Genomic DNA, 12,086 nt, shown 5'->3' with positions numbered 1-12,086 from the left:
CTATATATCTCTCCTTTCCTTACGTGCTAAGTAAAGAAAGAAAGGGACTCCAACCATAGCAACCATCGCACCTATAGCAAATTCCTTAGGGGGGTTGACCATCCTAGATGCAAAGTCAGCACAAACAAGCAATATTGCTCCAAGTAGGGCAGAGAACGGAATCACAATCCGATAATCTACCCCTACCAACCGACGTGCAATATGTGGAACAACAAGACCAAGAAACCCAATCGAACCCGCAACAGCTACCGAAGATCCAGCCAGAACTACAGCTGCACTTAACCCAATAAGACGTACTCTGTTAACTCGAATACCAAGATTAACAGCTGATTCATCACCAAGAGACAGAAATGTTATTGAACGCCCCATCGTGATAGACCATCCAATCGTTATAAAGACAATTGGCGCTAGTAATTTTAGGTGATCCCAATTCACTCCAGCCACGCCGCCTGCATACCAATAAGCTAGATCCTGACTCAGATCAAAGTAAATGGCGATTCCAGTACTTAGCGAGTGTAGAATAGCAGCCACAACAGCACCTGCTATCGTTAACCTTATCGATGATAGTCCACCTTGCGTTGATGACCCCATCATGACTATAAAGAGTGTGGTCAGTGCAGCACCAACGAACGACATCACCATTAGACCTGAATAAGACATGCCTGGTAACAAGGAAAAACTAAGCGCAACTACAAATGCAGACCCAGCATTCACCCCAAGGATCCCGCTATCTGCAAGCGGATTACGTGTTACACCTTGCATAATAGCCCCTGCCACAGAAAAGGCCATACCCGTAATGACAGCTCCGAGCACGCGGGGCAGCCTTAGCTCATGCACAATTTGATGGGAGGTTAGACTTGAATCGTAATTGAATACAGCCGACCACACCGTCCCTAGTGTCAGTTCCTTAGCACCGTAAGAGATCGCAATGAAGATAGTTAACATTAACCCTGTGATTGCAGCGATAAACCATAAACAAACTATTATTCTTTTACTCCATTTCATACGCTTGTATTTAAAAGGCCTCCCTCTCACTGATTCTCTAATTGATAATGATAATCAATATTAATTGTAACATATTTCCCTCTTTGGTATATGACAATATCCAAGCTTCATAATATCTTTACTCATCTGATCTTATCACTGTCCAGTTATAGCCCGTTCCAGCTGGATGTCGTTGAATATACAGGTTACTTACTATTGCCAGTCTCACATGCCTTTTGATATAATTCAACGTGGTTAACTACTAAGCTAAGGATGTGATATAAATATGTTAAAAGAGTTCAAGGCCTTCGCGCTTAAAGGAAATGTAATGGATCTTGCGATTGCAGTTATCATCGGAGCAGCGTTCGGTAAAATTGTATCCTCCTTGGTTGATGACCTCTTTATGCCATTGATTGGATTGATTCTTGGGGGTAAGGATTTCTCCGGAATGCAATTCCCATTAGGTGGTGACGCCTTTCTGAATTATGGTGCTTTCCTACAAACAGTTATCGATTTCATTATTGTTGCGTTCTCAATCTTCCTATTCGTTAAACTACTATCAAAGTTTAAACAAAAAGAAGAAGCCAAACCTACTGCTTTACCCGAACCGTCAAAGGAAGAATTATTGCTTACAGAAATTCGTGACCTATTGAAACAAGGCAAGGTCTAGAATAACTAAATTGCATACATTTCTATAACAACTTAGGGGATCCCACACGGGATCCCCTAAGTTGTTATTACCCCTTCACATATTTCGACTTCTGAAGAAAAACAGACTCTCTAAATTCAAAGTAGTCTAAGCCAATCCTAGTAGACTCTCATATATTGTTATTATCTCATGAAAGGAGTGATAGCAATGTTATCCAATATCAATCGTAATCTAAGACTCTCTCTTTTCTCCGGTTCTAACTTTACAGGAAGACAAATCCTATTTAGACATGGAGGAGTAGCTGTTCGTAATCTAGGGGCATTCCAATTCAATAATGAACTTACCAGTTTCAGGCTCAGAAATTCCGTGAATCCTAGTGATGTCACGCTAGTATTATTTTCTCGCAATAACTTCCAAGGTTCAATCCGCGTATTTCGTGGAAGCCAGAATATTGCCAACTTAGCGAATTTTAATTTCAATAATGTAACCTCGTCATTTATTCTAGTAAGTGCTAGACTATCTGATCAGAACATCCGTGAAATTCAACGTACTTCTACTCCGCCTTGTGATATTCTAGTTATCACACGGTAACCTTACTTCTCTAGTTGATTAGAAACCGAAATTCAAAAAAACTGGAATAGCTATTAAGCCATTCCAGGTTTTTTTGTCGTACCGTAATACCAGAGAAGCATACCAAGCTATCCTGCGTATGCTCTATACATTACATTGTATCTTCGATTAGCTAAATATCATTCAGATCTGTCAGGGTCTGGATCACATGATCAATCAACTCCGGAATATCTTCCATCTGATCCTCGCTAATCCTCCGCTCAAATCTCACTTCAATGGTATTCATGTATAGCGAATCCTCTTGTCCATATACATAGCTTAACGTTTGTGTCGGTGTTGTCGAAGACTTCCAAATATACCGTAGTATATCGTCAATCTGTCTACACTGTGTCTCTACATTCATAATCTGCATATAGAATCGTAAGCGCAATGTGCAGGCTGGAGTCTCACCCGGTAGTTCTAGAATTTCAGCTGCTAAATCTTTAAGTGATGCCTCTAATGAAATTTCAGCTGTCACATTCCTATGCTCAGGTAGCACAAATTGTAAGGCGAATTCCCTCGACATAACAGACATTTCCATCCGATCCATTCGATTAATAATCAGAATGATGCCCTCTAGATTATCCAAATCATAGAGATAGTTCTCAAAGGCCACTTTTAAATTGTCATAAACGGTAGGATCAAACATGCTTATGCTAAATCCGCTGGATATTTAAGTCCAATCTGACGTCTAGCTTCCTCCATAACTTCTGCAACAGCTAGCGAGTTCGCATGAGAATTAAAAGAACTTTCCCGCTGACCGCTCTGCACCAACCCAATAAATTCTTGAATTTCATAGAACATAGGTTCATGAACCTGTGGTCGAGTTAGATCTTCAATCGAACCATCTCTGTAATGAATTTTCACATCGTATGGCACACTAATCTTATCAATCACCATCGTCCCGTTCTCCCCCTGGATTTCCGCGGGCAAATAAGAATCAGTAATCTTTGAGTGCATAATAATCGCATCCATGTCTTTATATTTCATCACCATGCTTCCTTCACCGTCTGCTCCTGAAGACAGAAGAACCCCCACTGCTTTAACGGAATCCGGCTTGCCGAATAACGCCACCATCGGGTAGAGACAATAAATACCTAAATCCATTAATGATCCATTGGAGAATTCTGGTTTGAAGGCATTCAGAACGTTCCCCTGTTTATATGCATCAAAGCGCGAGGAATATTGACAATAGCTCGCGAAATAACGCCGTATTCGGCCTATTTTATACAAATTATCTTTCATGATAGTAAAATTCGGCATCATCGTAGATTTCAAAGCTTCCATTAATACGACATTGTTCTTCTTCGCTACAGTGATCATTTCTTGCGTCTCAGTTGCATTAGATGCCAGTGGCTTCTCACATAGAACATGCTTTCCATGATTCATACAAAGTATCGCCTGTTCCGCATGGAATGAGTTCGGACTAGCAATGTATACAGCATCGCATTGATCGCCTGATACCATTTCCTCCAAATTCGTATATACCTTGGGATCATTATATTTAGATGCAAAGTTCTTGCCCTTCTCTTCCGATCGCGAGTAAATCGCTGTCAGGATGAATTGATCTGTCTCAAGCGCTCCTTGGATGAAACGTTCTGTTATCCAGTTCGTTCCAATAATACCGAATCGTATCATAATTCATCTCATTTCCTTCCCATATGACTTTATTTATATCATTCTCTCATTCTCATTTCTTCATGTCCACTTTCTACACTGAATTTATTAAATAAGTAACATTAATCAAGAGAGTGCAAACGATTGTTCATCATCTGTAGCTGTATCCCCAAAGTTTATAGACGTATTCCGTTAGATTATGCTAATATATCTGTGAAAGCGTTTAGAATCATTGTTAATCTCAATGTTTTGAGCAAACGTTTGCATCTAGATAGCAACTACATCATGTTGTTCAAGTAACACTACAACGAAATGATTAGGAGGCTGTTAAATGAGTACAAAAAGATTACCGACCGTAGCTTATTTCAGTATGGAATACGGACTTCATTCAGATTTTAAAATGTATGCAGGTGGTCTTGGTATTCTTGCTGGGGATTATATCAAGGGTGCCAAGGACATCGGCATGCCGATTGTAGCGATCGGACTTAAATGGAAACAAGGCTACACAGATCAAAGAATTGATGCAAATGGTAAACCATACGACACATACCACAACTATGTTTACGATTTCCTAGAGGATACTGGAGTTAAAGTAACGGTTAAAGTTAGAAAGATCGATGTTGTATGTAAAATATGGAAGACAGAACATTTCGGCAATAGCCCACTATACTTACTCGATACCGATATCCCTGAGAATAACGACGCCTGGATAACAGGTCAGCTCTATGGTTGGTTTGGTGAAGAACGGATTGCGCAAGAAATCGTGATCGGCATAGGCGGCGTCAAAGCAATGCGGGCGCTAGAAATCCCGATAGATGTCTATCATTTCAATGAAGGACATGCGGCTCTTGCCGCCACAGAATTGATTCGCGAAAAGATGTGTACAGGTCATTCCTTCGAAGAAGCTTGGAAAGCCACTAAAGAAGAAGTCGTATTCACCACTCATACTCCAATCAAAGAAGGTAATGAAACACATCCACTCGACCGCCTTGAATATATGACCGCTTTCAATGGCCTAACCCGTGACCAAATGGAGCGTATTGGTGGAGATCCATTCAATATGACCGTAGCTGGCTTGCGTCTTTCACGCATTTCTAATGGCGTAGCTCAATTGCATGCAGATACCTCAAACAAAATGTGGAAAGAGATTGCCGGGAGATCTCCTATTATTGGCATTACTAATGCCATCCATACGCCAACTTGGGTTGATGAACGCATCACCGCCGCCTTTGAAGATGGTGGGGATCTGTGGGGCGCACATATGGAAATCAAGCACGAGTTGATTGACTTCATTAAGGACCGCTCTGGTATCCAGTTAAATGTAGACAATCTGCTCATCGGTTTCTCTCGTAGAGCTGCTCCTTACAAACGGAGTGATCTTATTTTCTCAACTCCTGAAATCATTGAACCCTATCTGAAATCGGGTAAAGTCCAGATTGTCTTCTCTGGTAAAGCTCACCCATTGGATGATATTGGAAAGAAGATTGTTAGCAATCTCGTGGCTATGATGAAGAGATATCCAAAGAGCGTCGTTTTCTTAGAAAATTATGATATGACCATTGGCGCTATGCTCACTCGTGGTTCAGATATCTGGCTGAATAACCCACGTAGACCACTTGAAGCTAGCGGAACCTCTGGGATGAAAGCAGCGATGAACGGCGTCCTCAACTGCTCCATCCTAGACGGTTGGTGGCCAGAAGCCTGTATCGACGGTGAGAATGGTTGGCAGTTCGGCGATGGATTCGAGACAACCGACTTCGAAGAATTAGACCGACATGATACGGAAGCCTTGTACGATACTTTACTAAATAGGGTACTTCCGACGTATTATGAAGACCGTCCGAAATGGGTTGCCATGATGAAGAAAAGTATTGAGACTACACGCGAAGAGTTTGCAACCAAGCGGATGCTTGAACAATATTTCAACGAAATGTATATTAAGCCTAACCGTGCGTGATCAAAAGGGACCTTTTTAACAACTGCTAATAAATGATATAGCTTAACTAATGGAGAAATGGCTGTGCCATCCTTATTCAAGGACGGCACAGCCATTTCTGCTAAAACATGTACTTTTTCTTTTCAATCTGATTTACATATTAGGTTCTTCCGGTTGCGTAGCTGATTGATCCACTTTCTGCGACATTTGACTTGGTAACTTCCACGCTGTTGCCACTGCAAACACGACAAAGAGGATATCCATTCCACCGAAAAAATCAGTTATATTATCCGTAAAGAGAGTAATTACATCACTATTAAACAACCCTTCAAAACCATCGTTTATTATGTAGCTGAAGAAGAGATATTTACCCAGTACTATCCCAATCAAACTAGCGATGACCGCCATAACTTGATGTATCTGAGTTGTCTGTCTATTCGAAAATAATACAACAGCATATCCGGCTAATCCTCCAATGGCCCAAGCGATAATACCTAATTCATAATCTGATACTACCCCAAACGCTGCCCAGATTACGCCCCCAATAATCGCAGCCAATAAAGCTCCCAATGCAGGTAAAACAATTTTATTACTTTCCATTTACACATTCCCCCGCTCCGCAGTAACATAACGTTCAATCAATTGTAATGAAACTGCAATCTAATTTTCATCTTCTTTTAATGTAACAACGGTACAATGAAGTTACCCCTTTTAGTATATATAAAATAATCTGAACCCACAGCCCGTTGCTGTGGGTTCCTTTTATGTAAAGCATTAGACAATCCAACTATTCAACTATTATCATCTAACCTTCAAGTTCTGTCGCATAGGAAGTTACTGAATACTTGAATACCCCATACCCCAGAAGAATATACACTAGAGGAGTTATTAACGATGACAGCGATATACTAGTGAAAGGAAATAATACATACAATGCGTATCCCCACAAACCATAAGGTAAATACTTCAGATTGTTTCTAGATACAAGTGTTAACCATGCTCCCACTAAGAAAGCTAGATAAGCCAATGAGTTCAACGGGATCGTCTGAAAAACAAAATAAAATATGTTGTTAAATTTATTCGGTAACAGTTGATAGACTAAGTCTCTTAAGAACATGATTCCTAACCCTCCGAATAAGAGTTGAAGCTCAAATTCACGAAAAAATGAATACCATTTCAATGTTTCAAACCATCTGCGTGTTTCTTGGAGGGCTACTGAGAACTGTTTCAATCCTGATCTCCCCTGTCCTATACTTTTTGACCACAATTCTCGCAATACTCATTGGATGCCGCTACTGTGGAACCGCAATCTGAACACACAATAACATTCGGTATGGTTTCTACAATAACGACGGCTTCTTCACTGTCGATAACATCAAACTTATTCCCACATGACGCACAGAATTTAGTATTCATAGGAACAGCTTTTCCACAGGAACAGGTCTTTTCATCTTTAATCTGCTTTATTCTTTGAGTGAGTAAATGATTCTCTTGTTGCAAAATAATGATTTTATCGCTTTCCACTTTAATGATTTGCTCCGCAATGGTCAGATCGTTAACAGCATACGCGTTAAACACTGACTCTCCAATCATCAAGTAAGACTTATCAATCTCTTTCTGCTTAGCAGAAATTTGAGCGTTTATTCTTACAACATCCACTGAATCTTTCGCTTTATCCGCGGCTTTTGTAGCCCCTTCTTTCAATTTGTTGAAAAAACTCATCCATTATCTCCTCCTTATTACCTATACTGTCTCATATTATCCAACAATTTCCGCGTTTTGTCACGCAACAAGCAGAAACGGCTATGCCGTCCTTTTTCAAGGAGTCTATGCTTCCGATGCTAGCGATACTTCGTATCGCTTTAAGGTATCCGTCTCTGCCGAAATATAAGGAATAGAGTATCAAGTGAAACTTATACTTTCTTATATTTTCAAAAAAAAACTCAAATGGATTTCCACTTGAGTTTTTATTTGAACCATCCCTTTTCTTTAAATCGTGTGACGGCTTCAATTCGGTTACTGACGTTGAACTTATCTAGAATAACAGAAATATAATTGCGCACGGTTCCCGTTGTAATATATAGCTGAGCAGCAATTTCCTTCGTATTTCTACCATCGGACATCAACTGTAGAACTTCCTTCTCCCGATCCGTTAGCGGACTTTCCTCACTATAAGCATCATCTACGAGCTCTGGTGCATAGATCCGTCTCCCCGCCATGACGCTGCGAATGCTACTAGCGAGTTCCTCACTCGGACTATCTTTCAACAAATAGCTACTTACACCCGCTTTGAGTGCACGTTCGAAATATCCTGGTCGAGCAAATGTCGTTAATATCATGACTTTGCAATCGAATCCCTTCAATTCCTCAGCAGCATCGAGCCCAGTCTTCGCCGGCATTTCAATATCCATAATACAAATATCCGGTTTATGAAGGTGAACCATCGCTAACGCTTCTTCCCCATTACTAGCCCTTCCAACAACAGTCATGTCCTCTTCCAAATCAAGCAGGGAAGCAAGAGCACCCAACAACATCCGCTGATCTTCAGCAATGACTATGCGAATCATTCCCCCACCTCCTTATCCTGATTCTTGATAACGTTCGGAACTTTAATGACAAGCATTGTTCCATGATCTGAACTAATTTCAAGGGTCCCATTTACGAATTCAAGCCGCTCCATCATTCCCCGCAACCCGTTTCCCCTAAGTCGACTATTGTCTTTATCCATACCAATTCCGTTATCCTTTACTTTGATAACCAGATCCGTTCGTGTTGATTCAATAAAAATGGTACAGGAGGACGCTTCGCTATGCTTCACCACATTCGTGACAGCCTCCTTGAGACACATACTTAGCACATTTTCCGTAAGCAATGAGGTATTCTTTAATATAGGATCACCTTCAATGCTGTACTCAATTTCAGCGGCCTTTAGTATCTGACTAACTCGAAAGACCTCATCTTCAACTCTCGTTCCTCGCATTTGAGTAACCATTTCCCGTACTTCCTTCAAAGCACTTCTAGCCGTTTGACGAACATCATCAATCTCTGCTTGAGCCTGCGTAATATTCTTACTCATTAATTTGCTGGCTAGATCGCTCTTCAATCCTATAAGAGAAAGCTTCTGCCCCAATGTATCATGCAAATCACGGGCAATTCTCTGACGCTCCTCTAGCTTTACAAGTTCAGAAATTCGCTTATTCGCATCCTCAAGCTGATCCTGTAGCTTATCATTCTTATTTCGATTATACGTATTCACTGGAATGAGAATAACACCAATCAAACTCATTATAATAAATGGAAATTGAGTGATAAATAGAGCCTTTTGTGTGAAAAACCCATAATTAATGCTTAGAAAGGTAGTGACCAAATGAATACAATACAGCGTAATAAATCCCGCCTTACTTTGAATATTTCCGATAAATAGGGCTAGGAAGATAGCAAAATAGACATAACCGAACAACAAGGTCATGCCTATAGAGATCACAATCTGTACACTCGTCCATATATATATCGGCCAGCCTTTCGTCACAAAAGACATCACATAACAACCCAGAAATACAAAGGTCATTATAATGCCAGTAGTTATCTGGATTGGAGAGGACGAACGAAATATGAAATAAAAAGGGAGGATGCACAAGACGACCCATACATATGGACTTAGTCCAGTGCTCTTATGAAAACTTTGATACCATTTCTGCATGGTCATCCACCCTCTTTTTTGTCTGCCATTTCAATTTGATAATATTCTAACATATAAAGCTTACACCTGTAATTATTTCTCTTGTTGATTAGGAAGGCTGACATTCAGTTTCTCTGCTCCGGAATTCAGTTTACGAAGACGTCGTTTCATCTCTCCAAAGCTGATAAATACTTTATTCTCCTCGTCCCACAGACGGAAGTTTAAAGATTTAAGACTTGTACCAATAGTAATCGTTGTAGCTTGATGCAATGGTGGCGTTGCATTGTGAGCTTCTTCTAAATGGTAGTTCGGCACCTTCGGGTTCAAATGGTGAACGTGATGGAAACCGATATTACCTGTGAACCATTGAAGAACCTTAGGAAGTTTGTAATACGAGCTTCCGTCCACTGCTGCTTTTACATAATCCCATTCATCTTCATTCTCAAAGTAGGAATCCTCGAACTGATGTTGGACATAGAACAACCAAATTCCAAGACATCCTGATACAAAGAAGACCGGACCTTGAACCATAACAAATGCCTGCCAGCCAATAGCCCATATCAATAATGAATATACAGCCACAATAGAAATGTTTACCACGTAGGTATTAATCCGTTCCTTGCGTTTCGCCCCTTTACGGTTAAAACGATATTGGAATAAGAATACAGCGATCGGACCAAGTCCAAACATGACTAACGGATTGCGATAGAATCGGTATGCCAATCGGGTCATCTTAGAAGCCTCTGCATATTCATCCACGGTAAGAAGCCACATATCTCCTGTACCACGTTTATCTAGGTTACTACTGGTTGCATGATGCATGGAATGACTGTATTTCCACTGCTCGTATGGAACCAACGCAACGACACCCGTTATCGTTCCAATGACCTTATTGGCCATTTTACTCTTAAAGAACGATTGATGTGTACAATCATGGAAAATAATAAAGGTTCTGATCACAAAGCCAGAAGTGACAATCGCTAATACCAATGTCAACCAATATGAAACAGAAAGACTCAGGTAAGCTGCGTACCAAAGTACTATTAATGGTCCCATTGTATTTATAAGCTGCCTAACACTTGATTTCATTTCGGTTTTTTCATAAGGGGCGACCTTTTTTCTTAGGTTGACTTGTTTAGCCTCGGTCATTGCATGTATTCCTCCTCAGATTCGACGCTTAAGACAACTTGTTACAAGCTCAGCGTACTTTACTCTCTCTAGTATAGGCAACTAAGCGCGACTGTACTAGTCATAAACGTCTAGTCAGGAGTATGACATATGTCATACTCTTTAGCTCAGCGTGTCATTCCATTATTGTCCAATCCATTGAATTATTACGCTTTAGCTACCACCCTTTTCATCAATTTTAATATGGATAGTTATTTTTCTATTTACAATCAGTAAATTTTTGTATATTCTAACATTACATAAAAACTGAATGTTATTGATTATCATTAAAGATTCAACAAATATAATAAAAGATGTCAGGAGGATAACTATGAAGGATTTATTAAATAAGAATATTAGCTTTGCCTATAATGAAGCTCTCGAATTGATTGTTTCCATGGGGATGATCGCTTGTGAAGAGCAAATGATCGCACTTGCAGAGGATTACAAACTGGAAACAGACCCCCTTGCTATATCCTTTCATGAAGAGGCGCGGGCACGATTATCACCTCATACCCTTCGGGAGCTTCAGTTTTTTTTCGAATATAATTTTTTACATAAAGGACTTGATTTCGCTTTCTATGAATCAATCTGTTCATCGATGGAACCGCAGTCTGCAGAAGAATGGATGTTGCGCCTAGGGCATAGCCCTGCAGAAAGAATAGTCGCAGAAATGGTATATGGCGTTTATCACGATAAAATGGATGAGCTTCTACAGGGTATGGATTGGGAAGTTGTCAAAAAGGACATTCCTTTGCTACTTGAAATCGTAAAAAAAACAAGACCCCAAAAGGAAGTAGCCGAAGCTCATGCACCGCTACTCGAATGTCTTGCCCATCCAGAAGAGACCAAGGTACGGTGTATACAACTCATACAGCAGTTCTACCATGATGCCTTTTCTCTCTGGAAAGACCGTTTGAGGGTAGAGTCTGAACGAGCTGCAATACGGTACGAAGAATCTTTCCATGCCAATCCCGAACGATTCATTCGTGATCATACCGGAACCGAGCCCACTACTTATGACATACCCACAATCTTTCATATCAGTCTCATGGCCCAAGTAGGTAACGACCACCTAGTCTTTTATACCGGAACATCATGGATCGGATGGGTTATTTTTGGCATACATAATGATCGCGTATTCGGACCCGCTGCCGATCGAGAAAAGACAGAGCTGTTCTTAAAGGCCTTCTCAGATAAAAGACGCTTAGACATCTTATTACTTCTGCGCGAACGTCCTCACTATGGACAGGAACTAGCGATAAAGCTCAGCATAACACCATCCGCAGTAAATTATCATGCCAATTTCTTATTCTTCTTAAATCTTCTTGAAATGAAAAGAGTAGAGCATCGAATGTATTATCATCTCGATATAGAAAAACTACGAGAATTGCTGGCTGTAACAACTAGAGTCATGCTGGATGAAGATTACTGAGTAGACCCTA

Annotated in this window: 14 protein-coding genes; 5 read left to right on the top strand and 9 right to left on the bottom strand. The window is 40.4% G+C overall.

The genetic code is table 11. The annotated features are described in order from the left end of the window. The gene (locus ACP8HI_RS01465) at window positions 1-1,005 is read right to left on the bottom strand and encodes a FecCD family ABC transporter permease (RefSeq protein ID WP_438349388.1); all 1,005 of its coding nucleotides are present in this window, start codon (window positions 1,003-1,005) and stop codon (window positions 1-3) included. 265 nt (window positions 1,006-1,270) lie between these two features. On the opposite strand from ACP8HI_RS01465, the gene mscL reads away from it, so the two are divergent. Then, on the top strand, window positions 1,271-1,654 hold the full coding sequence (gene mscL / locus ACP8HI_RS01460) for a large-conductance mechanosensitive channel protein MscL (RefSeq protein WP_438349387.1): 384 nt from the start codon (window positions 1,271-1,273) through the stop codon (window positions 1,652-1,654). A gap of 186 nt (window positions 1,655-1,840) precedes the next feature. After that, entirely contained in the window at window positions 1,841-2,224 is a 384-nt protein-coding gene (locus ACP8HI_RS01455; protein WP_438349386.1) for a hypothetical protein, read from the top strand. A 151-nt stretch (window positions 2,225-2,375) separates the two neighbouring features. Here ACP8HI_RS01455 and ACP8HI_RS01450 read toward each other — a convergent pair whose 3' ends face one another. Further along, window positions 2,376-2,891 carry a hypothetical protein gene (locus ACP8HI_RS01450; protein WP_438349385.1) on the bottom strand — a complete coding sequence of 172 codons (516 nt, stop codon included), beginning with the start codon at window positions 2,889-2,891 and terminating at the stop codon, window positions 2,376-2,378. Between the two features lie 2 nt (window positions 2,892-2,893). Beyond that, window positions 2,894-3,880: a Gfo/Idh/MocA family protein gene (locus tag ACP8HI_RS01445; RefSeq protein WP_438349384.1), complete on the bottom strand. Its 987-nt coding sequence runs from the start codon at window positions 3,878-3,880 to the stop codon at window positions 2,894-2,896. Window positions 3,881-4,190: 310 nt separating this feature from the next. On the opposite strand from ACP8HI_RS01445, the gene glgP reads away from it, so the two are divergent. Then, window positions 4,191-5,816, top strand: coding sequence for an alpha-glucan family phosphorylase (glgP, locus tag ACP8HI_RS01440; RefSeq protein WP_438349383.1), 1,626 nt, complete (start codon window positions 4,191-4,193; stop codon window positions 5,814-5,816). A gap of 132 nt (window positions 5,817-5,948) precedes the next feature. On the opposite strand, the gene ACP8HI_RS01435 is transcribed toward glgP, so the two are convergent. From ACP8HI_RS01435 to ACP8HI_RS01410, 6 genes are all read right to left on the bottom strand, one after another. Then, window positions 5,949-6,395 (bottom strand): hypothetical protein, encoded by a 447-nt coding sequence (locus ACP8HI_RS01435; RefSeq protein WP_438349382.1) that lies wholly within the window; start codon window positions 6,393-6,395, stop codon window positions 5,949-5,951. A 205-nt stretch (window positions 6,396-6,600) separates the two neighbouring features. Then, window positions 6,601-7,026, bottom strand: coding sequence for a hypothetical protein (locus ACP8HI_RS01430; protein WP_438349381.1), 426 nt, complete (start codon window positions 7,024-7,026; stop codon window positions 6,601-6,603). Between the two features lie 17 nt (window positions 7,027-7,043). Beyond that, window positions 7,044-7,517 carry a double zinc ribbon domain-containing protein gene (locus ACP8HI_RS01425; protein ID WP_438349380.1) on the bottom strand — a complete coding sequence of 158 codons (474 nt, stop codon included), beginning with the start codon at window positions 7,515-7,517 and terminating at the stop codon, window positions 7,044-7,046. A 245-nt stretch (window positions 7,518-7,762) separates the two neighbouring features. Then, on the bottom strand, window positions 7,763-8,362 hold the full coding sequence (locus ACP8HI_RS01420) for a response regulator (RefSeq protein ID WP_438349379.1): 600 nt from the start codon (window positions 8,360-8,362) through the stop codon (window positions 7,763-7,765). Next, window positions 8,359-9,495 (bottom strand): sensor histidine kinase, encoded by a 1,137-nt coding sequence (locus tag ACP8HI_RS01415; RefSeq protein WP_438349378.1) that lies wholly within the window; start codon window positions 9,493-9,495, stop codon window positions 8,359-8,361. Before ACP8HI_RS01415 ends, ACP8HI_RS01420 begins: the two co-directional genes overlap by 4 nt. Window positions 9,496-9,567: 72 nt before the next feature. Further along, window positions 9,568-10,623: a fatty acid desaturase gene (locus ACP8HI_RS01410; protein ID WP_438349377.1), complete on the bottom strand. Its 1,056-nt coding sequence runs from the start codon at window positions 10,621-10,623 to the stop codon at window positions 9,568-9,570. A gap of 129 nt (window positions 10,624-10,752) precedes the next feature. Between ACP8HI_RS01410 and ACP8HI_RS01405 the strand changes: the two genes are divergently transcribed. Together ACP8HI_RS01405 and ACP8HI_RS01400 are read left to right on the top strand one after the other, a co-directional pair. Continuing rightward, window positions 10,753-10,878 carry a hypothetical protein gene (locus tag ACP8HI_RS01405; RefSeq protein WP_438349376.1) on the top strand — a complete coding sequence of 42 codons (126 nt, stop codon included), beginning with the start codon at window positions 10,753-10,755 and terminating at the stop codon, window positions 10,876-10,878. Between the two features lie 94 nt (window positions 10,879-10,972). Beyond that, window positions 10,973-12,076: an ArsR family transcriptional regulator gene (locus ACP8HI_RS01400; protein ID WP_438349375.1), complete on the top strand. Its 1,104-nt coding sequence runs from the start codon at window positions 10,973-10,975 to the stop codon at window positions 12,074-12,076. The last annotated feature ends 10 nt before the right edge of the window (window positions 12,077-12,086 follow it).

The organism is Paenibacillus sp. FA6 (genome assembly GCF_051550225.1).
Taxonomy (GTDB): domain Bacteria; phylum Bacillota; class Bacilli; order Paenibacillales; family Paenibacillaceae; genus Paenibacillus_AQ.
Note: the sequence above shows the minus strand (reverse complement) of the source record. Positions and strands in the feature narration are given on the sequence as shown.

Coding starts and splice junctions, on each gene's coding strand:
- ACP8HI_RS01465 (WP_438349388.1), bottom strand. CDS start 1,005: ATGAAATGGAGTAAAAGAATAATAGTTTGTTTATGGTTTATCGCTGCA.
- mscL (WP_438349387.1), top strand. CDS start 1,271: ATGTTAAAAGAGTTCAAGGCCTTCGCGCTTAAAGGAAATGTAATGGAT.
- ACP8HI_RS01455 (WP_438349386.1), top strand. CDS start 1,841: ATGTTATCCAATATCAATCGTAATCTAAGACTCTCTCTTTTCTCCGGT.
- ACP8HI_RS01450 (WP_438349385.1), bottom strand. CDS start 2,891: ATGTTTGATCCTACCGTTTATGACAATTTAAAAGTGGCCTTTGAGAAC.
- ACP8HI_RS01445 (WP_438349384.1), bottom strand. CDS start 3,880: ATGATACGATTCGGTATTATTGGAACGAACTGGATAACAGAACGTTTC.
- glgP (WP_438349383.1), top strand. CDS start 4,191: ATGAGTACAAAAAGATTACCGACCGTAGCTTATTTCAGTATGGAATAC.
- ACP8HI_RS01435 (WP_438349382.1), bottom strand. CDS start 6,395: ATGGAAAGTAATAAAATTGTTTTACCTGCATTGGGAGCTTTATTGGCT.
- ACP8HI_RS01425 (WP_438349380.1), bottom strand. CDS start 7,517: ATGAGTTTTTTCAACAAATTGAAAGAAGGGGCTACAAAAGCCGCGGAT.
- ACP8HI_RS01420 (WP_438349379.1), bottom strand. CDS start 8,362: ATGATTCGCATAGTCATTGCTGAAGATCAGCGGATGTTGTTGGGTGCT.
- ACP8HI_RS01415 (WP_438349378.1), bottom strand. CDS start 9,495: ATGCAGAAATGGTATCAAAGTTTTCATAAGAGCACTGGACTAAGTCCA.
- ACP8HI_RS01410 (WP_438349377.1), bottom strand. CDS start 10,623: ATGACCGAGGCTAAACAAGTCAACCTAAGAAAAAAGGTCGCCCCTTAT.
- ACP8HI_RS01405 (WP_438349376.1), top strand. CDS start 10,753: ATGTCATACTCTTTAGCTCAGCGTGTCATTCCATTATTGTCCAATCCA.
- ACP8HI_RS01400 (WP_438349375.1), top strand. CDS start 10,973: ATGAAGGATTTATTAAATAAGAATATTAGCTTTGCCTATAATGAAGCT.